This is a genomic window from Pantoea sp. AG702 (assembly GCF_003182295.1).
Taxonomy (GTDB): domain Bacteria; phylum Pseudomonadota; class Gammaproteobacteria; order Enterobacterales; family Enterobacteriaceae; genus Pantoea; species Pantoea ananatis.
In genome coordinates, this window is sequence record NZ_QGTU01000002.1 from 1 (window position 1) to 23,211 (window position 23,211).

The following is a 23,211-nucleotide window of genomic DNA, read 5'->3' on the forward strand; positions in this document are numbered from 1 at the left end:
TGACCCCATGCCGAACTCAGAAGTGAAACGCCGTAGCGCCGATGGTAGTGTGGGGTCTCCCCATGCGAGAGTAGGGAACTGCCAGGCATCAAACACGTAAAGAAGCCCTGAACTGACGTTCAGGGCTTTTTTACGTCTGCGATCTGGCAGACAACCCCTCATCTCTGCGCCGTTCCGGACCGGACGATCCCTTTACCGGCGTTTAGCGGGCAACGGTGAACCAGCAGCAAGGCACGGGTGCAGTGGCGGAGCGACGTAAAACACAGGCACGTCATCTGGTACACGGCAGACAGGCTGTTATCAGTAGGCATCTTTGAAAACGCCTTAAAATCGTTGAAGATCGCCTGGTTGAGTTGGATAAGATGGGCAGCATTAATTAAAGACAAAAAAAGACCAGCTATTTTAAAAACGCGGAATGCGTTTAAAAACAGCCGGTCACGTGCTTTTTTAGCGCCGATATTATTTATATAATTCAGCGGTTACGTGGGCATAATTATTGGTGTCTGCACTGATAACTCTAAAATGATCGCCTTGTTGTTTCGCCTGTCTGGCAATTTTAGAGACCGCGCCATCCAGTGTTAATGAGGTGGCAGAGACGGTTTGTGCAAAACAACCGAAAGACATCAATGAAAATGCCACGGCAGCAGCAGCTGACGTTACTTTATTGATTTTCATAATATTACCCCTTTATTTCAGTTGATGAAGGAGTCTGTCTGGCTCCGTTAAAATTAAACTAGCAGAGTATGTGCAGTTTAAAATTAACGCCCTGTGCTCTAATTAATATCAACCTGCTAGCATTATTTTCAGTATGTAAAAGAGAATATCAGCAGGTTAAATCTGTAGGGATTTAATACTGGAATAATATAACTATACACTGGAATATCTTTCAGCCTGATTGTTTACAGCGCATAGTGAGATGCACTTTCCAGTTATGCCCGCTGACCAGCTCGTAATCTAAAAAACCGTCAAGTCGTCCGCACAGTGATTTATCTGACCTTCGCCTGTACAGCCTGAACACGTTCACAAAGCCCTGTCCACCTGGGCGAAGCTGTATCCCGCTGTCAGCTGTCAACATGATTCCGTTAAAGGCCAGTTCCGCAGCCTTGATGGTTTTAGCGCATCCGTTCTCTTTTTACCTTTCTGGTGTTTCGGTGACGCCGATTCGGAAACAGGATAAAGGAGCACAGCAGCGGTCAGGTATGCGCATCAAGAGGCTACCTTGCGACAGATAAGCGCTATATAATCTCTTGCATTACGCTTCGGGGAAACCTTATTGAATACAACATTAAAGCGCCTGATGCTTGCAGGCATAGTGACGCTTACCGCCTTAAACAGTTACGCCAGCCGTGTTGTGACCGATCAAATTGGCCGCACCGTTACGATTCCAGATCGGGTTGATCGTGTGGTCGTGCTTCAGCATCAAACGCTGAATCTCCTGGTGCAGTTAAACGCGACAGATAAAATCGTAGGGATTCTCGCTAACTGGAAGCAGCAGCTAGGGGACAATTACGCGACGCTGGTACCTGAACTGACGCATAAAGCGCTGCTGGGTGATTTGACCCACGTGGATTTGGAAAAGCTGGTTGCGCTGCATCCACAGGTGGTATTTGTCACTAACTATGCGCCAAAAGAGATGATTGACCAAATCTCTGCATTGGGTATTCCGGTCCTGGCAATTTCATTGCGCCATGACGACGCCGGACAGCAGGGTGAGATCAACCCCAATATGCAAAACGAAGATCAGGCGTACGACCTGGGTATAAAAGAGGGGATTACGCTGATTGGGGAAGTCGTCAACAGGCAGCAGCAGGCCAAAGCGTTAATCTCAGCGGCATTCGCCGGTCGTCAGATCGTCACCGACCGTCTCAAAAATATCCCCGAGCAGCAGCGTGTTCGCGCCTATATGGCTAATCCCGATCTGACCACCTACGGAGCGGGTAAATATACCGGCCTGATGATGGCGCATGCCGGTGCCCTTAACGTGGCGGCCTCGTCGATTCAGGGATTCAGGCAGGTCAGCATGGAGCAGGTTGTCGTATGGAACCCACAGGTCATCTTCGTTCAGGACCGCTATCCACAGGTGGTAAAGGAGATTCAACAGAATCCCCTTTGGCGAACCATTGATGCAGTGAAACATCACCGGGTATGGCTGATGCCTGAGTATGCCAAGGCATGGGGCTATCCCATGCCGGAGGCCATAGGGTTAGGCGAACTGTGGATGGCGAAAAAACTCTACCCAGATAAATTCCGCGACATCGATATGCAGCAGCAGGCTAATCGCTGGTATCAACGGTTCTACCGGACGTCATACCATGAGAAATCTACAGGTTCTGGCAGCAGGTAGCCTGCGTGACGTGTGGAAGATGCTCATGACCGCCTTCCATGCCGAATCCGGCTTAACCGCAAATACTCAGTATGGGCCAGCCGGTCTGCTGCGTCAGCGCATTGAACAGGGTGAAATATGCGACCTGTTTGTGTCGGCTAACCTACAGCATCCAGAAAAGCTGCGCCAACAAGGCCTGGCAGATCATACCGGCCATTTTACAAATAACAAGCTTTGCCTGACGGCTAAACGTGATTGCGTCATTGAACAGGATGACTGGCTGTCGCTATTACTCCGTGAGGATTTGCGGCTGGGAACCTCAACGCCGCTTTGCGATCCCTCAGGTGATTACACCCTGGAGTTGTTTGACCATATCGAACAGCGCCATCCCGGTTGTGGCGATGCACTCAGGCAAAGAGCGATCGCGATGGTTGGCGGACCAGACAGCTTGCCTGTGCCTGCGGGTGACCTGGCGGCGCAGTGGATTATCAGTGCAGGCCATGCTGAGCTGTTTATCGGCTACGCCAGCTATGCGCCTCGCCTGGCTCGTTTTTCCCAGCTTCGGGTTTTTAACATTTCTTCCACTTACAATGTCCAGGCACGATATGGCTGGGCCACGCTGTCCGCCGCTGCCAGGCCGCTCGCGGCATTCCTGAGTTCCGATACCGCGCAACAAATTTTACGCCAGTACGGTTTTCTGTCCCTCAGCCAGTGACAGAACAGGCTTTCAATTTCTTTTCCGCAGGGGCGCGCTTAGCGAGATGTCACATCTCTGCCCCGCGCCTTGAAACTTTTTCACCTGTTGATATGCAGACTCGACATTTAGCCTTTAACTGGTTATCTTTGGCTGTCTGGATGTCTAAACGTGTATATGGTTACTAGAGGTGATTAAGCTATGCCAATCAGGGTCCCCGACGAATTACCGGCAGTGAATTTTTTACGTAACGAAAACGTCTTTGTGATGACGTCGTCACGTGCCAGTGTTCAGGAGATCCGTCCGCTTAAAGTGCTGGTTCTTAATCTCATGCCCAAGAAGATTGAGACAGAAAACCAGTTTCTGCGCTTACTCTCTAACTCACCGCTGCAGATCGATATCCAGCTACTGCGCATCGACAGCCGGGAGTCGCGGAATACACCCAGCGATCATCTCAACAACTTCTACTGCAATTTTAACGATATTCAGCACGATAACTACGATGGCTTAATCGTGACAGGTGCGCCGCTGGGCCTGGTTGAATTTAACGATGTGGCTTACTGGCCGCAGATAAAACAGGTGCTGGAGTGGGCGAAAGATCATGTTACCTCAACGCTGTTTGTCTGTTGGGCCGTCCAGGCGGCATTAAACATTTTATATGGCATTCCTAAACAGACCCGGCAGACTAAACTGGCGGGCGTCTTTGAGCATCAGATACTGCATCCCCATTCCTTACTGACGCGGGGATTCGACGATAATTTCCTCGCTCCCCATTCACGTTACGCTGATTTCCCGACGCAGCTCATCACGGATTATACCGATCTGGAATTATTTGCTGAATCGGAACAAACCGGCGCGTATCTGATGGCGAGCAAAGACAAAAGGCTGGCGTTTGTGACCGGGCATCCGGAGTACGATGCACTGACGCTGGCGGGAGAGTTTCAACGCGACTATGAAGCCGGGCTGAATCCTGAAGTACCCTATAACTATTTCCCACAGGATAATCCGCAGCTTACACCGCGCGCCACCTGGCGTAGCCATGGAAACCTGCTGTTTTCAAACTGGCTGAATTATTACGTCTACCAGATTACGCCGTTTGATCTGCGCCATATGAATCCCACGCTGGAATAATCCTTTTTTAGCGACAACTGAACCGTGTTAGCCGCTGGCAGCACGGTTTTTTTTCGTCTGTAAAACGTGAGTGAAAAGTATTACCTGTTAAACAATAAAATAAATCATTTATTAATCATAATGATAAGTTGTTTATTTATTAAAAATGGAAATAGTTTTTGATTTTAAAATTAAAATGAATATGCTCTGATCCTGTAGCTCAATAATTACCCTATCTGTGGATCATCCATGTTGATCCGCCTGTAAACAGGAGAGAGCAGACATGACAGACTCGGTTATCAACAGTGAATTACTTTTCAGTAAACCCTTTAGCGATGCGGAAAAGCAGTTGCTTACTCCCGACGCCATCGCTTTTCTGCAGGAACTGGTGACGCGTTTTGCACCCCAGCGTGAGAGATTGTTAGCCGCACGTCAGGTCCGGCAAAAAGAGTACGATTCCGGCGGGTTACCTGACTTTGATATGGAAACGGTTTCCATAAGAGAGCGAGCGTGGACGATCCGTGGTATTCCGGCCGATTTACAGGATCGTCGCGTTGAGATCACCGGTCCGCCCGATCGCAAAATGGTGATTAACGCCTTGAATGCTAACGTAAAGGTGTTTATGGCCGACTTTGAGGACTCGCTGGCACCTTGCTGGGAAAAACTCATTGACGGACAGCAAACCTTACGGGAAGCCGTGGCGGGAACGCTGCGCTATACCAGCGAGAACGGAAAAATCTATCAGCTACGGGCCGATCCTGCGGTATTGATGTGCCGGGTACGTGGACTGCATCTGTCTGAAAAACATGTTAGCTGGCAGGGCAATGCGATTCCCGGTGGTCTGTTCGATTTTGCTCTCTACTTTTTTCATAACGCGGAAGCCTTACTGGTAAAAGGCAGTGGCCCCTATTTTTATCTGCCTAAAACTGAGAGCTGGCAGGAAGTTGCGTGGTGGCGGGATATCTTTAGCTTTGCCGAGGATCGTTTTGATCTGGCTCGCGGCACCATAAAAGCCACCGTATTGATCGAAACGCTACCGGCGGTATTCCAGATGAACGAGATCCTGTGGAATCTGCGGGATCATATCGTGGGGCTGAACTGCGGCCGCTGGGATTATATTTTCAGCTATATCAAAACGCTGCGCGAACATGCCGATCGGATTCTGCCCGACCGGCAGTCTGTAACCATGGCTCAGCCCTTTCTGGATGCTTACTCACGACTGCTGATCCAAACCTGCCATCGCCGCGGTGCTTTTGCCATGGGCGGCATGTCAGCACTGATACCCAGCAAGGACAGCGCGCGCAATGAATGGGTGCTGCAGCGCGTCACTGAAGATAAACAGCGTGAAGCCAACAACGGACATGACGGTACCTGGATCGCGCATCCCGGCCTGGCAGACACTGCGATGTCAGTCTTCAACCAGGTACTGGGTGAACGCCCCAATCAGCTCAACATTCTGCGGCAGGATGACAGCCCGATAACGGCAGAGCAGCTTCTGGCACCCTGCGAAGGCGATCGAACGGAAGCGGGCATGCGCGCCAATATTCGGGTGGCGTTGCAGTATCTGGAAGCCTGGATTAGCGGCAATGGCTGTGTCCCCATCGATGGCCTGATGGAAGATGCCGCAACTGCAGAAATTGCCCGGACTTCAATCTGGCAATGGATCCGCCATCAGAAATCTCTGCTCGATGGACAGCCGGTCACGGCCGCGCTCTTCCAGCAGCTGCTGAACGATGAGCTGCAAACGCTACAGATGCATCTGGGCGATAAGACATTCAGTTCAGGTCGTTATGAGGAAGCGGCGCGCCTGATGGCGCAGATCACAACTCAGGACGAACTGGTTTCCTTTCTGACTCTGCCAGGCTACCGCCTGCTTCCCTGACTTAAGGAGCCGTTGCCATGACACGTACTCAACATATTCAGCAACTTGAAAAACAGTGGCAGGACGCGCGCTGGCAGGGCATTACCCGCCCGTACAGCGCAGAGGAAGTGATTAACCTGCGGGGCTCTGTTGTGCCGGCCTGTACTCTGGCAGAGCGGGGGGCGGTGAAGCTCTGGTCGCTGCTCAATGGCGACGCCAAAAAAGGCTATATCAACAGTCTGGGAGCATTAACGGGCGGTCAGGCTCTGCAACAGGCAAAGGCCGGTATAGAAGCGATCTACCTGTCTGGCTGGCAGGTCGCTGCCGATGCCAACGTAGCAGGGCAAATGTATCCGGATCAGTCGCTTTATCCGGTCAACTCCGTGCCTGAGGTGGTCACCCGTATTAATCAGACATTCCAGCGCGCCGATCAGATTCAGTGGGCTAACGGCACAGAACCTGGGGACAGCCGCTATATCGACTATTTTCTGCCTATAGTCGCCGATGCAGAAGCGGGCTTTGGTGGCGTGCTGAATGCGTTTGAACTGATGAAGTCATTGATCAGCGCAGGCGCGGCGGCCGTGCACTTTGAAGATCAACTGGCGGCGGTGAAGAAATGCGGTCATATGGGCGGTAAGGTGCTGGTGCCAACCCAGGAGGCGATACAGAAGCTGGTGGCGGCGCGTCTGGCTGCCGATGTCATGGGCGTACCCACGATCCTGCTGGCGCGGACCGATGCGGATGCCGCAGACCTGATCACGTCTGACTGTGACGAATACGACCGCCCATTTATACGCGGCGACCGCACGGCGGAAGGTTTTTTCCGCACCAACGCCGGCATTGAGCAGGCAATCAGCCGTGGACTGGCTTACGCCCCTTACGCCGATGTCCTTTGGTGTGAAACCTCCACCCCGGATTTGGCCATGGCCCAGCGTTTTGCCGATGCGATTCACGCCCGCTATCCAGGCAAGCTGCTGGCTTACAACTGTTCGCCTTCGTTTAACTGGAAAAAGAATCTGGATGACAAAACCATTGCGGCCTTCCAGCAGGCGCTCAGTGACATGGGCTATCGCTTTCAGTTCATTACGCTGGCGGGCATCCACAGCATGTGGTTCAACATGTTCGATCTTGCGCACGCTTACGCTCAGGGCGAAGGCATGCGCCACTATGTGGAAAAAGTTCAGCAGCCGGAGTTTGCTGCGCGCGAACGGGGTTACAGCTTTTCATCGCATCAGCAGGAGGTCGGAACAGGCTATTTCGATCAGGTGACCAACACGATTCAGGGCGGCAAGTCATCGGTGACGGCCCTGACAGGGTCCACCGAGGAGCATCAGTTTTGAGTTGAGTCTGTGTCTTTCCCGCCCGGCATCTGCGGGCGGGCTTTTTCAGGAGTGAATCATGCCGCCACGCGAATCACTGATTGCTCACACCATTCTGCAGGGTTTTGACGCGCAGTATGGTCGTTTTCTCGACATTACCGCAGGCGCACAACAGCGTTTTGAACAGGCCGAATGGCAGGCGGTACAGCAGGCGATGAAGGCGCGTATTCATCTTTACGATCATCACGTGGCATTAGTCGCCGATCAACTGCGCGTGCTGAACGGGGCGGCACACTGGGACGATGACTTTTGGCTGACGATTAAAAGCCATTACGAAACCCTGTTGCCCGGCTATCCGCGCTACGAAATTGCCGAGAGCTTCTTTAATTCGGTGTACTGCCGGTTGCATGGCCATAATGCACTGCAGCCGAAACGGCTGTTTATTTTCAGCTCTCAGCCAGCCTCAACGCAAACTTCCCCTGCGCGCCCTCTGGCGCGGACCTATCTGCCACATCAGGGCTGGCAAGCGCTGTTCCATCAGGTACTGCGCGACCTGCCTTTAACGCTGCCATGGCAGGATCGGGCGCGCGATGAAGCGTGGATTCACCGCCATTTGCGCGAGCAGTTTTCCGCTGGCCAGTTGGAGCAGGGCTGGCTGGACGTGTGCAGTGAGCTGTTTTTTCGCAACAAAACCGCCTGGATTGTCTCCCGGCTGCACCTGCCCGACGGCATATTTCCCTGTCTGTTGCCGATTCAGCGCAGCGATAAGGGCGAACTGTGGATTGATACCTGCCTCACGGACGTCAATGACGCGAGCATCGTGTTTGGCTTTGCCCGCGCTTATTTCATGGTCTATGCGCCGCTGCCGGCGGCGCTGGTGGCCTGGCTCAAGCCTGTATTGCCGGGTAAAACCCTGGCAGAGCGCTATATGGCTATCGGCTGTCAAAAACATGGCAAAACGGAAAGCTATCGGGAATATCTCCAGGCGCTGGCGCAAACCGACGCCGCGTTTGATATTGCACCGGGTATTCGTGGCATGGTGATGCTGGTGTTCACATTACCGGGCTTTGATCGGGTATTTAAAGTCATCAAAGATCGGTTTGCACCGCAAAAAGAGGTCACCGAAATGCAGGTCAGGGCCTGTTATCAGCAGGTCAAAGAGCACGACCGTGTGGGGCGCATGGCCGATACACAGGCTTTTGAACAGTTTGCGTTGCCGCTCGCGCGTATCGCTCCCGCGCTACTGGAGGAATTTCAACACACGATTGCCGGAAAGATACGTATTGAGGGCGATCGCCTGATCATCAGCCACCTCTGGCTGGAACGTCGGATGCAGCCCCTGAATCTTTACCTGGCGCAGGCCAGTGAAAACCAACGCCAGCACGCCATTGAAGAGTATGGCAATGCGATCAAACAGCTGGCTGCCGCCAACATCTTTCCCGGCGACATGCTGTTTAAAAACTTTGGCATCACCCGACACGGGCGCGTCGTGTTTTATGATTACGATGAAATCCGCCCTATGCAGGAACTCAATTTTCGTGAGGTTCCTCAGGCGCGATATGAAGAAGATGAGCTCAGTGCGGAGCCCTGGTACAGCGTGGGGCCGGATGACGTATTTCCTGAAACCTTCCGCTATGCATTATGCAGCGAGCCTGCCACAGGCGCGCTACTGCAACAACGGCATCCGGAAATTTTTGAGGCTAGCTGGTGGCGTGCACAACAGCAGCGCATCGCTCAGGGGCATATTGAGGACGTGATCGCCTGGCAGCATGCCCAGCGTTTCTGCATCCGTTACGGCAGCACGTTGACGACGTCGTCACGAGTGCCTGCTACTGCAGGCATTCAGCCGTCCGTTTTTGCCAGCGGCCATGAATCAAACAGATAACCATCGAAATCAAGGTCATCAACATTGGAAAATTCCAGCAGGCGCTGTTTCACGTTTTCAAGATGTTGCCACATCGCCAGCTTTGCAGCGCGTGCGTCCTTCTTGATAAGTGCAGCAAGAATCTGTCGGTGATCGATCAACCATGCTTTACGATAAAGCGTATCGCCCAGGTGACTGTGCAACTGAATCCACATAGGGTTATTTTCACGCCATTGCCATGACTGGCGAAACAGTTCGACCAGCATGCTGTTATGCGTTGCTTCGGCAATGGCAAGATGAAAATGCATGTCACCGCTCTCTGAGTTTTCCAGCGAGCAGCTTGCCAGTTCGCGCTCTTCTAACAGCAGGGCCTGACGCATTTTGACGATATCTTCTCGCGTGGCCTGAAGCGCGGCGAATTCGGCGATATTACTTTCCAGTAGCTGTCGTGCCTGAAGCTGTTCAAACGGGCCGGCATCGTTGCAAAAATGCGTGTTCACTTCTTCAATACGTAATGGATTTTTGTGCTCCACCACATAAATACCAGCACCGCGTCTGACTTCGATTAGCCCTTCAATTTCCAGCATAATCAACGCCTCGCGAACCACGGTGCGGCTGACGTCGAGCATGTCAGCAATTTCACGTTCTGGCGGCAAACGCTGACCCGAGCGGTAAGGCGTCTCCAGAATCAGTTGCCGGATTTTTATACCCACTTGCTGATAGGGCCGCTGCTGAGAGACAGACCTCATAATTATGCTCCCGTCAGATACCGTTCCGGCGAAAACTATATCACCCAACGGGTAAGGTAACAGGGTTTTGCGCACGTTAAGATAAACTGGTTGACCAGATGAAAAGGGGATTTATCCCTTATTTAACAATTAATTGCGGTTTTTATTAAAAGTGACATCATACGATGCCACTTTTGAAACACCTGTGCGACGTAATGGATGCGTCGTTACTTCAACATAAAATCGTATTGCACGCCGGTTTTCACATCCCAGTAATAAAGTTTATCGCCCAGCGCGCTGCCGGGCCGCTTCTCTCTGGCACGGTCAGCAGCCACGTACATATTCAGTCCTTTGAATGGCCCATCGGTAACGTTATACATCACCGCTCCCATGAGTCCGAGCCCGTTAATTTTAGTATTACGCTGCTTGTCTTCGTAACCTCTGGTGATAACTGGCCCCAGCATGACACCGACGTTTTGATTAAAGAAATACTGCCCGCCAAACTGCGCGGATAACATGTTTTCCTTGTTGCGGTCGATGCTCAGAGAGTCGGGATAGCCAATATCGGTGTAGACAATGCGCCCATCGATATCATGGGTCAGTTTGCCCACGGCGCCAAACAATCTTGCCTTATCAAAAGAGTAAGTTAAGCGTCCGGAAATTAAGGCGGTCTCGTGATGGTAACTAAGAGGCTTACTCATCCCTTCTACCTGACCATAAAATCCCATAAGCTCCCACTTCAGTGTATGGTCGTTGGAAAAGGTATGCGTTTTTTCAAAAATGCTCTGCACCTGGGTTGAGACATCTTGCTGATAGGACGCCCCCAACGAATAGCGTGACGACGCATCGTGCCATGATCCCACCAAATAGCCGCGTCCCCGGCGGGGATGGTACTTACCTGTTGCGCTGTCAATCACCCCTTCATCACGTACGCCGGTTGCCGAATCGACATAGTAGAAGGCGCGTTTACGCCACATTGACCAGAATTCCAGGTTTTCTGTTGCCTCAAAACGGGCCAGGACGCCTTCAGAAATCGTCTGTATCGTGCGGGACGAATTATCGGCGATCAGTGGAATGCGGTAGGGGAGACTGCCGTAACCATAGTCGGTACCAAACCGCCCAATGGTTAAGTAGAGATTATCGGCGGGTTTAAGCTTGACCGCGCCGACTGCCACGCCAAAGCTATCGTGCCCATCCAGATAGTAGCGGGTGCTCCAGCCGTCTTTCGCCCCCAGTTTGTATACGTAATAGGCACCCGCGCTGATACCAATAAAGTCAGAATAGTAGCGGGTGTTCACATCAATGAGCCCGCCTTGTACCCAGGCGTAGATATCACGCCCGGTACCTGCACTCGGCTTGTCTGCACGTCGAAAATCATTCTTTAAACGAATTCTTAAACTGTCTTCATTATCATTAATGGCTGCGGCGTACAGCAGCGAGGGACACAGCAGCAAAGCGATGGCCATGCAGCGAAAAAAACGTGTGTTCATAAAGGAATCCCTGGCGTATTAAGTATTTTCATTACGTTCAGGCGCAGGCAGAACGGGCTGCTATCCGATGGGATCAGCCATGCGTAACGTGCAACCCACTCAAGAACTGGCTTGGTTGAATTAAGGGCGTGCGTTATTATCCTGCTGCCACACCTGTTCATAGTCGTAGCCGGTCAGGGCCTTCACCACGACTTTGGTTTCGGGTGTACAGTCGGCTTTATTCCCGCCGGCCTTAAGACGATCAATTTCTTTCACCAGAACCCGATGCGTTTCACGGGTCAGTTTAAATTTGAAGGTCATATATAAGCTGATGAGTAATAAACCACCGGAGCCAAAGACCAGCAGACCAGTAATTGCATTCAGCGCACTTTCTGGCTGAATTAACTGCCCTTTGACGAAATGACTGTGCTCCAGTACGGCACCGACTATCATAATTGCGACGGCCACGGTACTTTTGCGCATCAGCGTCATCACGCCAGCAAAGACGCCTTCACGCCGTTGACATGTGACCATTTCATCCACATCAGGAATAAAGCTGTAAATATTCCAGGGAATAAAATAAAGCCCTGCGCGGCCAAAACCTAACAGAACAAATATCAGCGTGGTGAGCCACCAGGAAGACACAGCGCTATGGCCGATATACATCAAAATGAGATAACCGAGTACAGCAAAAATACACAGATAAGAAATACGCATGGCCAGGGCGGGCCTGATATTCAGCTTGTCCAGCATAAACATGAAAAGCAGCGTCGCGGGAATGGATACGGAGGTGGCAATCGAAAGATAGGCTGACGCGTTTGCCGCATCCAGGCTCAGGCCATATACGACGAAATAAACAAACACCGCTATGAAAATATCCAGCGCAGTAAATGATGAAATATAGATAATCAAGTGCTGTCTGAATATTTTTATTTTGAAGGTGGTGGCCAGCTCGATAAACATATTTTTCAGGTGGGATATCAGTCCAATACTTGGCCCGGCGTTAAGTCGCTCAAACTCTTCGGGATTCATGTCTTTCGATTCCCAGGTACAGGACCAGGTAATCAGCACCACAATAAAAAACAGGCATGAAAACAGGATACCGGTGTAGGTGAATGTCAGGGCAGAGTCCTGACCAAAATACTGGATCATAACGCCCGGTACTGAGGCGGTGAGGAAGGTGCCCACCTGAGAAAACGTCAGGCGGATTGCCGCCATACGGGTTCTCTCGCCAAAATCGTTGGTCATCTCTGCCGCCAGGGTTTCCCAGGGCACCAACACCATCGCCACCAGTAACTCTACCGCGAGATAGGTTCCAAGATAGTACCAGTAGCTCATGTCGCTGACCCAGACCAGCGCATAGATAAACATCAGCGGGGCGCTGATGAGCAGAAAGAAGCGGCGTCGGCCAAAACGTTTACCGAGGCGGGTGCTGCCAAACTTATCGGTGATATAGCCCATTATCGGGCTGAGAATAGCGTCAATGATGCGGGCGATAGCAAAAATGGAGCTCGCCTCGAGCATCGAAAGACCACAAAATGTCGTATAGAAAAAAAGCAACCAAGTCCCAATTAGCGCCATGGAGCCACCGCCAAAAATATCGGTAATGCCATAGCCTATTGCGGTGCCCGTGCCCACCTTCCTGCGTGGCGGTATTGTTGTTGTCATCATAATGTTCCCTTGATTAATTCAGCGTAACGGTCAGAAAACATCTTCAGGTTGTTATGCGATCGTGAAGATGAAGAGAATTTTTTTTAGTTAATTTGTAATAGGAGAAAACGGTTAAATTGAATCGGCGCTTTGTTTAAATAATGTTCCTCCTTTTGTTTTTTATTGTTGGTTGGTTTTAATGTTTAAAATAAGTGGGTTGATTCCCGTTCTGATGTTTAATGTCAAATGAAATTTATTTTGGTTAACCAGTGTTGACGGTGGTTAAGTCAACACAGTGAAGACTATGTTGATTATCTGTCAGTGTATTTTTTGCTTGTAGTGCGAATGCATGGTAATCAGTCTGCTCTTTTAAAAAAAAGAGGTCGATCACAAATCCCCTGGATGTCCATAAGTTAGACTCAAAGTCAACTTTTGGTTGACCAGTTAAATGAATGGGATGTTTTATTATGTGAGAAGGATGTTATTTGATGTGGGTCTTGTTTGGGGTTTTTGTTAAATAAGGTGGTGGGTAATATATAAAATCTATTCTTCTTGTAATGTATAAAAGTAATGAAAATAACGCTTTTTATTTTTTTTGAAATTATTCAAGGAATCGATAATGATTTATTTTACATCAGGACGTGTTCCATCCTCTGCAAAACTTGAAGCCGCTATGGATGCGGTTATCGATCAGGCGATTGATGCACAGCGCATTGTCGGTTGTACGGTGATGGTAGCCCAAGCCGGCGAATTAATGTATCAGCGAGCGGCGGGTCTGGCTGACAGAGAGCAGAAGAAAGGCATGGCGCTGGATGCGATTTTCCGCCTTGCCTCGCTGACCAAACCCATCGTGAGCCTGACGGCAATGCGCCTGATCGAACAAGGGTACATGACGCTGGATGACGACATTACGCGCTGGCTTCCCAATTTCCGTCCCTGCCTGGAAGAGGGGAAACCTGCAACCATCCTGGTACGACATCTCCTGAGTCACATGTCAGGTTTACGTTACCGTTATTCCGCGCCGGCTGATTCCCTTTATCACACCCTGAACGTGTCTGATGGGATCGACTATCAACCGGGATTATCCATCGAAGAGAATCTACAACGCCTGGCAGGCACTCCGCTGCAGTTTGAACCGGGAAGCGGCTGGCGTTATTCCCTGGGCATTGATGTTTTGGGCGAAATCATGGTGCGGGCAACCGGTAAGCGTCTGCCGGATCTGGTAAGCCATGCGGTCACGGAGCCGCTCGGGATGAAAGATACGCTGTTTACCGTCAGGGATGAGGCGCGTTTAACCACGGTGTACACCGATGACAGCCCGGTGCCCACGGCAATAGGTGAGAATCAACGAATACCTTTTGGTGAGGGCGCAGCCATTTTCTGTCCTGACCGTATTCTCAAACCCGATGCCTGGCCGTGCGCAGGTGGGGGAATGGCAGGGACGGCCCCCGATTTCATGCAATTGCTGGAAACGATCCGCCGGCAGGGCGCGCCGCTGATTACGCGCGACAGCTTTGACTATATGACGCAGGAACACGTTGCCGCGAAATATGCCACGCAGGGACCGGGATGGGGATTTGGTGTGGGCTGGGCATTGCTTGCCGATCCCGATGCGGCCGGGTCGCCTCAGTCAGCGGGCACGCTGTCGTGGAGCGGCGCTTACGGCCATACCTGGTTTGTTGATCGCCAAAAAGAACTCTGTGTACTAGCCATGACAAACACGACGCCGGAGGGGGTAAACGGTCAGTTCCCCGTGATGTTGCGCGATGCCGTATATAGCGGTCTTGCGTAATTGATTGTTGGACTGACGGCGGGCGCCCCCTTTTAGGGCGGCGCTGGCCAGTCCACAGGCTGTTTCTTATAAAGGCTGCGGTTGAGAAAGCATGAAGGGCGCGCTGGCGTTATCGGGTGGGGCGGGCGGCATTTCTTTAACGGCCACTGTACGCCAGGGTGACCTGACGGGCTTCGCGGATGACCAGCGCGCCCAGTTCGGTGATGCGGTCGTCCGTCATGCGGGCAATAGGCCCAGAGATGGAAAGCGCCGCAAATGGCTCGCCGTGCTCATCGTAAATGGGGGCCGCCACACAACGCAAACCGAGCGCATGTTCTTCGTCATCGAAAGAAAATCCCCGAGTCCGGATCTGTGCCAGATTGGTTTTCAGACTCTGAGGTGACATCAGCGTATTGGGCGTGTAGTAATGCAGGCCTTTCTGATGCAGCAGAGCGGTGACCTGCTCGTCGCTGAGATGCGCCAGAAAAGCTTTACCAGCGCCCGATGCATGCATTGGCAGTTTGCCGCCGATCGGTGCAGACATGCGCATCAGTTGCGTACACTGTACCTGATCGATAATCACCGCCTGAAAATCGCTGAGGTCCAGCACCGCCAGATTGACCGTTTCACCCGAGTTTTCCATCAGCGTACGTAGCACCGGGTGGACCAGCGCCAGCAGGTTCCGGCTCTGTAAAAAACTGCTGCCAACCACAAACGCATGTGCCCCCATGGTCCAGTAGCCTAAATCGCCTTCCTGGCGCACAAACCCCTGCTGCTGCATAGTGGTCAGCAAGCGATGTGTTGTGGAGTTAGGCAACCCGGCCTGCTGCGCGAGTTCGGTAAGCGCGACGCTGCCATGTGAATTAGCGATCAACTCCAGCAGCGTTAACCCACGGGTCAGTGACTGAACCTGACCGCCTGCGGGCGCTGAGGGGGCAGGGGTGCCACGGGGTTTTTTTCCGCGTTTCGCGGCGACGGGCGTTGCCATTCTGTTTCTCCTTTTCACATAGTGGAAACCATTTTCGTTTTAATCTGCCTGAATGCAAACGCTGACATGCTGGTCAGACCTGATAATCACTTCCCTGAAAATCTCCGCTAAGGTTACTTTGAGGCATCATGACCTTATGCAAGAATGACTGGCTGGTATTTCACCAGCGCATTGACGTGGATGAGACAACCGTGAGCAATCTAACCGACGCGCTGCATCAGCAACTTGCCCACCGCATTATGGTATTAGATGGTGGAATGGGCACCATGATCCAGAGCTATAAACTGGACGAACACGATTTTCGTGGCAGCCGTTTTGCTGACTGGCCCTGCGATCTCAAAGGCAATAACGATCTGCTGGTGCTAAGCAAACCAGAGGTGATCCGCGAGATCCATGATGCGTATCTGGCCGCCGGTGCGGATATTCTCGAAACCAATACCTTTAATGCCACCTCCATTGCGATGGCGGACTACCAGATGGAAGCCCTGTCGGCAGAGATTAACTTCGCGGCCGCGAAGCTGGCGCGTACCTGCGCAGATGCGTGGACGGCAAAAACGCCAGATAAACCGCGCTATGTCGCGGGCGTACTGGGCCCCACCAACCGCACCTGCTCGATCTCTCCCGATGTTAACGATCCGGCGTTCCGTAATATCACCTTCAATCAGTTGGTGGACGCCTATCGTGAGTCCACCCGGGCGCTGGTGGAAGGCGGTTGCCACATCATCATGATTGAAACGGTATTCGATACGCTCAACGCCAAAGCGGCTGTCTTTGCGGTGAAAGCAGAGATGGAAGCCCTTGGCGTGGCGCTGCCGTTGATGATCTCCGGCACCATCACCGATGCTTCAGGCCGCACGCTTTCCGGACAAACTACCGAAGCCTTTTATAATTCGTTGCGCCATGCAGAATCCTTATCCTTTGGTCTGAACTGCGCACTGGGGCCGGATGAACTACGTCAGTATGTCGCTGAACTGTCACGCATCGCCGAAGGCTATGTCACTGCCCATCCCAATGCCGGTTTGCCCAACGCCTTCGGCGAATACGATCTTGATGCAGAAGTGATGGCGCAACAGATTGGGGAATGGGCCAACGCCGGCTTTCTGAACATTGTTGGCGGCTGCTGCGGCACCACGCCACAGCACATCGCTGCCATGGCGGCGGCCGTGGAAGGCGTTGCGCCACGTCAGCGCCCCAAACTGCCCGTTGCCTGCCGTCTTTCGGGTCTTGAACCGCTGAATATCAGTGCAGAATCGTTATTTGTGAACGTGGGAGAACGCACCAACGTTACCGGCTCTGCCAAATTTAAGCGCCTGATTAAAGAAGATAAATATCATGAGGCGCTGGAAGTCGCGTTACAACAGGTTGAGAGCGGTGCCCAGATTATTGATATCAATATGGATGAGGGAATGCTGGACGCGGAAGCCGCGATGGTGCGTTTCCTCAACCTGATTGCGGGTGAGCCCGATATTGCCCGCGTGCCCATTATGATCGACTCCTCGAAATGGGAGGTTATTGAGAAAGGGCTGCAGTGTATTCAGGGAAAAGGCATCGTCAACTCCGTCTCAATGAAAGAAGGTGAGGCCGTATTTATCGACCATGCCCGCCTTGTCCGCCGCTACGGGGCCGCCATGGTGGTGATGGCCTTCGATGAGGTGGGGCAGGCCGATACGCGTGAGCGGAAGATTGAGATCTGTCGCCGCGCCTACCAGATCCTGACGCAACAGGTGGGGTTTCCGCCTGAGGACATCATTTTCGATCCCAATATTTTTGCCGTTGCGACTGGTATCGACGAACACAACAACTACGCGATGGATTTTATTGGGGCCTGCGAAGACATTAAACGTGAACTGCCCCATGCGATGATCTCGGGTGGCGTATCTAACGTTTCGTTCTCGTTCCGGGGCAACGATCCGGTTCGTGAGGCGATTCACGCGGTGTTTCTCTATTACGCCATCCGTAACGGTATGGACATGGGAATCGTGAACGCCGGGCAGTTGGCCATTTATGACGACCTGTCTGACGAACTGCGTGAGTCCGTTGAGGACGTGATCCTTAACCGGCGCGCCGACGGCACTGAGCGATTACTGGCGCTGGCGGAAAAATACCGCCGCAATAAAAGCGACAGTGCGGATGAAAAGCAGCAGGCTGAATGGCGCGGCTGGGACGTGGTGAAACGGCTGGAATACTCACTGGTCAAAGGCATCACCGAGTTTATTGAACAGGACACGGAAGAAGCCCGTCAACAGGCCGCGCGCCCGATAGACGTGATTGAAGGGCCGCTGATGTCCGGCATGAATGTGGTGGGGGATCTGTTTGGTGAAGGCAAAATGTTCCTGCCGCAGGTCGTGAAATCGGCCCGCGTGATGAAACAGGCCGTCGCCTGGCTTGAACCCTACATTCAGGCCAGTAAAGAAGCCGGACGCAGTAACGGCAAGGTGGTGCTGGCAACGGTCAAAGGCGACGTCCACGACATTGGCAAAAACATTGTTGGCGTGGTCCTGCAGTGCAATAACTATGAGATTATCGACCTCGGCGTGATGGTGCCGGGCGAGAAAATCCTCAAGACCGCGCGCGAAGTGAAGGCTGACATCATTGGTCTTTCTGGGCTCATCACGCCATCGCTGGATGAAATGGTCAACATGGCGAAAGAGATGGAGCGTCAGGGATTTACGCTGCCGCTGTTGATTGGTGGCGCCACCACGTCTAAAGCCCATACCGCCGTGAAAATCGAACAGCACTACAGCGGGCCCACCGTTTATGTGCAAAACGCCTCGCGCACGGTGGGTGTCGTGTCATCCCTGCTATCGGATACGCTCAGGGATGACTTCGTTGCGCGCATCCGCAAAGAATATGAAACCGTGCGTATTCAGCATGCGCGTAAAAAACCGCGCACGCCGCCGGTGTCACTCAGCGCTGCGCGCGACAACGCGACGAAGATTGACTGGGACAGCTATACACCGCCCGTAGCTAAGCACGTCGGTGTCAGGCGCGTTGACGCGGGCATTGACGTGCTGCGCAATTACATCGACTGGACGCCCTTTTTTATGACCTGGTCGCTGGCTGGCAAATACCCGCGCATCCTGGAGGATGAGGTCGTGGGCGATGAAGCGAAACGACTGTTTGCCGATGCTAACGCGATGCTGGATAAGCTGAGTGACGAAAAAGCGCTGACGCCACGCGGCGTGGTCGGCCTGTTCCCGGCTAATCGCGTGGGCGACGATATTCATATCTTTGCGGATGAGCAGCGCGATACGCTGCTGAACATCAGCCATCATCTGCGGCAGCAAACGGAAAAAACTGACTTTGCCAACTACTGTCTGGCCGATTTTGTGGCGCCGAAAAGCAGCGGTAAAGCTGATTATATCGGGGCTTTTGCCGTTACGGGCGGGCTGGAAGAAGATGCGCTGGCCGAGGCTTACGATAAGCAGCAGGACGACTACAACAAGATTATGGTCAAAGCTATTGCGGACCGCTTAGCTGAAGCCTTCGCCGAATATCTGCACGAACAGGTACGCAAAACGATTTGGGGTTTTGCTCCCGATGAGCACCTCAGTAATGAGGCGCTCATCCGCGAAAATTATCAGGGCATTCGCCCGGCGCCGGGCTATCCGGCCTGTCCGGAACACACTGAGAAAGCCACTATCTGGGCGCTGCTGGATGTGGAAACGCACGCGGGTATGAAACTCACGGAGTCTTTTGCCATGTGGCCGGGCGCCTCGGTATCAGGCTGGTACTTCAGCCACCCTGACAGCCGCTACTTCGCCGTGGCGCAGATTCAGCGCGATCAGGTTGAGGACTATGCGGCGCGTAAGCGCATGTCGGTAAGCGAAGTGGAGCGCTGGCTGGCCCCCAATCTGGGTTACGACGCCGACTAAAAAAACAAGGCAGCCTGATGGCTGCCTCTTTTTTAGTTAAACCGGGCGTCACGGTCCGAGGTCATGTCATACAGCTGGTACTTCCTTCCCAGCATCTGGCCACCATCACGGGTGAGCGGTACCCAGTTAATCTGCGCACGGCCACGGGTTGGCGTAACGGTAAACAGATCCATGGGGATGGAGATATAGAAGCCTTTAGTAAAGTCACCTTCGCCATACTGCTGCGATGATACGTTGGTTTTTGTCGCATAAACGCCCACCATCACGCCACTGTCGAAGCGCTTAGAGAGATCAATCGTGACGCCTTTATCCTTCGCCAGATACTGCCCGACGCTGGCTTTCACTAAGACGTTCTCCATAAACCAGGGGCGCCAGTAGCCGGTAAGGTTGCCGGTAGGCGCTTCGTAACGGGTGAATCTCATCATGTCATCCCAGTCGCGCTGGCGCACATAGTTAGCATCCACGCCAACGGCCCAGTTGCTGTCTACCGGACGATAAAGGACTTCGCCGCCTACGCCGCCATACATGGTTTCCAGATAGCCGCCGTAGACCTGGCCATAGAATCCATTACCCAGATAATCCATGTAGTTGGCTTGCAGATCGTTAACGTAAACGTTGTTCTCAACGTAGTCGCGAATGTGCGTACGCACGCGTGGCAGCGTGGAATCCGCAGGTGCGCCGTTGTAGTTAAATTTGTCGTAATTGTTCGCAACGTTAGCAAACAGGCTACCGCCTACCAGCAAGTGATCGGTGAGCCAGTAATCGACGTTGCCCATCACGCCAACCTGGTACAGATAGAAACTTTCCGGGCCGCCCACAGACTGGTTAAGTACCGGCGACAGGCTGTAACTCAGGCGCTCTTTGCGAATAAACATGCCCTGCTCGGTAGGCTCCGGATCAACCGGATCTGTGCGGACCTGTTGTAACGGCTTTTCATGCCCTAATGGATAACCCCCCAGCTCGTTGCGCAGGCTGGCAACGGAGGTTTCTGTCGTGACCTGAGGCATGTTGTAACGCGACTCCGTCACGTTTATGGTCTCAATACCGTCTGGGAGATGATTCATGATGATGCGGTTCGCGCGATCCACACCTTCACGCGTGTCACGGTATTTGGTTTGCTCGCCTGATACGTAAAGCGTGCTGCCTTTGGTCTGGATTTTTGGACCAGCCAGGCCCGCGTTGTACTTCAGTTCAGACAGCTGATTACCTGTCACCGTAGTTTCCAGCAGCTTAGGTTGCGGGTTCGGGTTGTACGCAGGTTTCGGACTGTCGATATGATCCTGATGCATATCGTTGAAGTTGGTGCGAATGGTGAAGCCGAACATAAAAGTATTGCCGCGCTCATAGCTGGCATTGATATCGGCCCAGTCAGTGACGCGGTAGATTGCACCGACGTTGACCTTGCTGCGCTGCGGCAGGCGTCCGGCGAAATCATCCTTGTAATCGTTACCTTCGTATTCCACCTTCAGGCGCAGCGGCTGCCAGGGCGTCTGGTATTCTATCCCGCCAAATACCGCCGAAGGGCCGTGGAACATCTGCGAGCCATTGATCGATCCCGCCTGACCGACCCCGGGACGCTGACAGTAGCTGTCGCTGTAGGAACAGAAGGGGTTTTTCACGGTTCCGCTGTTGCCCAGATAGCCCCAGCCCATACCCAACGTAAAGTCGAACGGCCCCCAGGCTTTGGTGGCGACCAGGTACTCGCTGTCGAACAGGCCGGTGCCGCCCAGATCGCGGGTACCAAACGAGACCTCCGGCAGCCAGTAACCTTCCTGCCACAGGCGCAGCTTCAGGTCGAAAGCTTTATCTTTATAGCTTTGGTTGCCGCTGAAACTTTCCACCGCGCTGTAACGCCGGGTGCGCACATCGGTATAACGCACGGTTGTTTCCAGCCAGGGAAAAAGCTGCAGTGAAGCAGAATAGTAGCGATACTGATCATTATCGCGGAAGTTCAGGCTAAATTCGCCCTCTTTCGCCATACGCGCGGTGGGCACCTGCATCAGGCCCACGCCGCCAAAATCAGACTGCGAAGGCGTTACCGGCGCGGCATACATTTCCGCATGGGCCTGACAGGCGCTTGCCACAGAAACAGCCAACAGGCTGAGAAGATAACGTTTTTTCATCAGTCTGGTATCCGGTGAGTCAGAACAGAAACAAGGCGATCATTCAGGTCTTTAAACGCGCCTGGCAGGCTCCACGACGAGAAGCCCGTCATAATGATGCTGCCGGGTTCGGGTTCAACGTGGCGGTGATTCCAGTAGGCCACAGGCGCTTCCCGCGTCGTGCCGTCCGGCGCAATCACAATCGCGATATTACGTTCTGCTCCAGCCAGGCGGGGGTGCTCGCTCAGGTAATCCCGTACGGATTTCCCTGGCTGCCAGTTCACGACACCGGCACCCGCGATGGGGCCAAACAACAGGACGCTGGTGCTGGGCTGGGTAAGGTAGAGATCGTAGCTGCCTTCCAGGCGGCGGTTATCCATCGTGTGCAGACGGATCCAGTCGGGATCCAGGGAGGTGAACTGCCGCCCGGTCACCCGGATACCGCTTAACTGACGAATAACGGCATCAATGGCCGCAGCCTGCTCTCCGCTACTGTCGGCACGCCAGGCGCGCAACTGCGCCAGCGTTTGCTGATACTGCTGCTGCGCGACTGCCGTTGCCCCGCGCTCGGCAATAACGGCGCGTCGCCAGTCAGTCTGTGTCATCAGCGCGGGCTGAGTCACCAGCTGTGCCAGGTTTTCCACCTGGTTAACCTGTACGCTCTGGGTATCGTGGGGGGCATGCACGGTAACCTGACCTGCGGCCTGAGCGGCCAGGGTGGTGAGCAGGCTCATTCCTGCCAACAAGCGTGTTATGTTTTTCATGATTTTGCCGGCTTCAGAATGGTGATATCAACAGGGAATGCATCGGCAGCCAGCATTTGTCGGGACTGCACGACCTGACCGCTACTGTTGTCGATCCAGAACGTGTTTTGCCACTCGCGATCCAGGCTGTCGATATGAAGCTGCTCATGCCAGACGCGGCAGGCAATGCGGTTCCCCGCAATATCCAGCACCTCGTCATCGCCCCGCGTGAAGGTTGAGCTCAGGGTTCCGCTATGGACGTTGCCCTGAACGGTCCACTGAACAATTCGCGTCCAGCTGTCGCCGTTGCTGAGGTGCAGTCCTTTAGCCAGCGGATCCTGCTGTAAATTGCTGACGTCTGTCAGATTGTCAGGCAGGCCCAGCGTTTTGATCAGCCTGCCATGTGCGGTGACCAGCATCGATTGATCGCGAGTGACCCACTTTTGCTGGCCATTTTCGTTATAACCCAGCACGACAAAAATGCGCTGGCCATCATTGATTCGGGCATACAGGCTGGCATAGGGCAGATTATCAATCTGCTGAGGCGTGACGGTGACATCTTCTGGCCCTTCAATGGCCATCATCACGGTCTGTTCGAGTCCTTTTTGCGTTTGTGTACAGGCCTGCAGCAGCAGGCAAACGAGCAGCAGCGGAAGTTGGCGCACAATGTGTCCCTGATAAATGATGCCAAAGTAAAAATAACCACACGAAAGT

The 23,211-nt window shown here is 53.0% G+C and carries 16 protein-coding genes and 1 rRNA gene; 9 read left to right on the forward strand and 8 right to left on the reverse strand.

The window, feature by feature from the left end:
• Positions 1-87, forward strand: a 5S ribosomal RNA gene (gene rrf / locus DFO57_RS06425); the annotation flags it as partial.
• A gap of 372 nt (positions 88-459) precedes the next feature.
• Here rrf and DFO57_RS06430 read toward each other — a convergent pair.
• On the reverse strand, positions 460-675 hold the full coding sequence (locus tag DFO57_RS06430; protein ID WP_014606960.1) for a DUF1471 domain-containing protein: 216 nt from the start codon (positions 673-675) through the stop codon (positions 460-462).
• A 622-nt stretch (positions 676-1,297) separates the two neighbouring features.
• Here DFO57_RS06430 and DFO57_RS06435 point away from each other — a divergent pair.
• The 6 genes from DFO57_RS06435 (at position 1,298) to aceK (ending at position 9,192) form a co-directional block, all read left to right on the forward strand.
• Positions 1,298-2,344 (forward strand): ABC transporter substrate-binding protein, encoded by a 1,047-nt coding sequence (locus DFO57_RS06435; protein ID WP_015701279.1) that lies wholly within the window; start codon positions 1,298-1,300, stop codon positions 2,342-2,344.
• A complete protein-coding gene (locus DFO57_RS06440) occupies positions 2,313-3,038 on the forward strand; it encodes a substrate-binding domain-containing protein (RefSeq protein WP_064372940.1) in 726 nt (241 codons plus the stop codon). Before DFO57_RS06435 ends, DFO57_RS06440 begins: the two co-directional genes overlap by 32 nt.
• 180 nt (positions 3,039-3,218) lie before the next feature.
• A complete protein-coding gene (gene metA / locus DFO57_RS06445) occupies positions 3,219-4,148 on the forward strand; it encodes a homoserine O-succinyltransferase (RefSeq protein ID WP_013024132.1) in 930 nt (309 codons plus the stop codon).
• 262 nt (positions 4,149-4,410) lie between these two features.
• Positions 4,411-6,009 (forward strand): malate synthase A, encoded by a 1,599-nt coding sequence (aceB, locus tag DFO57_RS06450; protein ID WP_088900583.1) that lies wholly within the window; start codon positions 4,411-4,413, stop codon positions 6,007-6,009.
• A 17-nt stretch (positions 6,010-6,026) separates the two neighbouring features.
• The gene (aceA, locus tag DFO57_RS06455; protein ID WP_014595044.1) at positions 6,027-7,328 is read left to right on the forward strand and encodes an isocitrate lyase; all 1,302 of its coding nucleotides are present in this window, start codon (positions 6,027-6,029) and stop codon (positions 7,326-7,328) included.
• Positions 7,329-7,386: 58 nt separating this feature from the next.
• Positions 7,387-9,192: a bifunctional isocitrate dehydrogenase kinase/phosphatase gene (gene aceK, locus DFO57_RS06460; protein WP_088900584.1), complete on the forward strand. Its 1,806-nt coding sequence runs from the start codon at positions 7,387-7,389 to the stop codon at positions 9,190-9,192.
• On the opposite strand, the gene uxuR is transcribed toward aceK, so the two are convergent.
• From uxuR to DFO57_RS06475, 3 genes are all read right to left on the reverse strand, one after another.
• Positions 9,150-9,920, reverse strand: coding sequence for a Uxu operon transcriptional regulator (uxuR, locus tag DFO57_RS06465; protein WP_014595046.1), 771 nt, complete (start codon positions 9,918-9,920; stop codon positions 9,150-9,152). The genes aceK and uxuR overlap by 43 nt on opposite strands.
• A 206-nt stretch (positions 9,921-10,126) precedes the next feature.
• Complete coding sequence (gene uidC / locus DFO57_RS06470; RefSeq protein WP_013024137.1) at positions 10,127-11,389, reverse strand: glucuronide uptake porin UidC; 1,263 nt, start codon at positions 11,387-11,389, stop codon at positions 10,127-10,129.
• Between the two features lie 120 nt (positions 11,390-11,509).
• Positions 11,510-13,039: an MFS transporter gene (locus DFO57_RS06475; protein WP_014595047.1), complete on the reverse strand. Its 1,530-nt coding sequence runs from the start codon at positions 13,037-13,039 to the stop codon at positions 11,510-11,512.
• 598 nt (positions 13,040-13,637) lie between these two features.
• Between DFO57_RS06475 and DFO57_RS06480 the strand changes: the two genes are divergently transcribed.
• Positions 13,638-14,810: a serine hydrolase gene (locus DFO57_RS06480; protein ID WP_105088421.1), complete on the forward strand. Its 1,173-nt coding sequence runs from the start codon at positions 13,638-13,640 to the stop codon at positions 14,808-14,810.
• 136 nt (positions 14,811-14,946) lie between these two features.
• On the opposite strand, the gene iclR is transcribed toward DFO57_RS06480, so the two are convergent.
• Positions 14,947-15,777 carry a glyoxylate bypass operon transcriptional repressor IclR gene (gene iclR, locus DFO57_RS06485; protein ID WP_014595049.1) on the reverse strand — a complete coding sequence of 277 codons (831 nt, stop codon included), beginning with the start codon at positions 15,775-15,777 and terminating at the stop codon, positions 14,947-14,949.
• Between the two features lie 191 nt (positions 15,778-15,968).
• Between iclR and metH the strand changes: the two genes are divergently transcribed.
• Positions 15,969-19,652 (forward strand): methionine synthase, encoded by a 3,684-nt coding sequence (gene metH / locus DFO57_RS06490; protein ID WP_110015297.1) that lies wholly within the window; start codon positions 15,969-15,971, stop codon positions 19,650-19,652.
• A gap of 32 nt (positions 19,653-19,684) precedes the next feature.
• Here metH and DFO57_RS06495 read toward each other — a convergent pair whose 3' ends face one another.
• From DFO57_RS06495 to DFO57_RS06505, 3 genes are read right to left on the reverse strand one after another with little or no spacing between them, the layout of a single operon-like run.
• Positions 19,685-21,775, reverse strand: coding sequence for a YjbH domain-containing protein (locus DFO57_RS06495; RefSeq protein WP_013024142.1), 2,091 nt, complete (start codon positions 21,773-21,775; stop codon positions 19,685-19,687).
• On the reverse strand, positions 21,775-22,518 hold the full coding sequence (locus tag DFO57_RS06500) for a capsule biosynthesis GfcC family protein (RefSeq protein ID WP_110015189.1): 744 nt from the start codon (positions 22,516-22,518) through the stop codon (positions 21,775-21,777). Before DFO57_RS06500 ends, DFO57_RS06495 begins: the two co-directional genes overlap by 1 nt.
• Positions 22,515-23,162, reverse strand: coding sequence for a YjbF family lipoprotein (locus DFO57_RS06505; protein WP_033766286.1), 648 nt, complete (start codon positions 23,160-23,162; stop codon positions 22,515-22,517). The genes DFO57_RS06500 and DFO57_RS06505 overlap by 4 nt, the downstream gene beginning before the upstream one ends.
• Between the last annotated feature and the right edge of the window lie 49 nt (positions 23,163-23,211).

Bases quoted from the DNA above. Each gene is read 5' to 3' on its own strand.
- DFO57_RS06430 (WP_014606960.1), bottom strand. From the start codon at position 675: ATGAAAATCAATAAAGTAACGTCAGCTGCTGCTGCCGTGGCATTTTCA.
- DFO57_RS06435 (WP_015701279.1), top strand. From the start codon at position 1,298: ATGCTTGCAGGCATAGTGACGCTTACCGCCTTAAACAGTTACGCCAGC.
- DFO57_RS06440 (WP_064372940.1), top strand. From the start codon at position 2,313: ATGAGAAATCTACAGGTTCTGGCAGCAGGTAGCCTGCGTGACGTGTGG.
- metA (WP_013024132.1), top strand. From the start codon at position 3,219: ATGCCAATCAGGGTCCCCGACGAATTACCGGCAGTGAATTTTTTACGT.
- aceB (WP_088900583.1), top strand. From the start codon at position 4,411: ATGACAGACTCGGTTATCAACAGTGAATTACTTTTCAGTAAACCCTTT.
- aceA (WP_014595044.1), top strand. From the start codon at position 6,027: ATGACACGTACTCAACATATTCAGCAACTTGAAAAACAGTGGCAGGAC.
- aceK (WP_088900584.1), top strand. From the start codon at position 7,387: ATGCCGCCACGCGAATCACTGATTGCTCACACCATTCTGCAGGGTTTT.
- uxuR (WP_014595046.1), bottom strand. From the start codon at position 9,920: ATGAGGTCTGTCTCTCAGCAGCGGCCCTATCAGCAAGTGGGTATAAAA.
- uidC (WP_013024137.1), bottom strand. From the start codon at position 11,389: ATGAACACACGTTTTTTTCGCTGCATGGCCATCGCTTTGCTGCTGTGT.
- DFO57_RS06475 (WP_014595047.1), bottom strand. From the start codon at position 13,039: ATGATGACAACAACAATACCGCCACGCAGGAAGGTGGGCACGGGCACC.
- DFO57_RS06480 (WP_105088421.1), top strand. From the start codon at position 13,638: ATGATTTATTTTACATCAGGACGTGTTCCATCCTCTGCAAAACTTGAA.
- iclR (WP_014595049.1), bottom strand. From the start codon at position 15,777: ATGGCAACGCCCGTCGCCGCGAAACGCGGAAAAAAACCCCGTGGCACC.
- DFO57_RS06495 (WP_013024142.1), bottom strand. From the start codon at position 21,775: ATGAAAAAACGTTATCTTCTCAGCCTGTTGGCTGTTTCTGTGGCAAGC.
- DFO57_RS06500 (WP_110015189.1), bottom strand. From the start codon at position 22,518: ATGAAAAACATAACACGCTTGTTGGCAGGAATGAGCCTGCTCACCACC.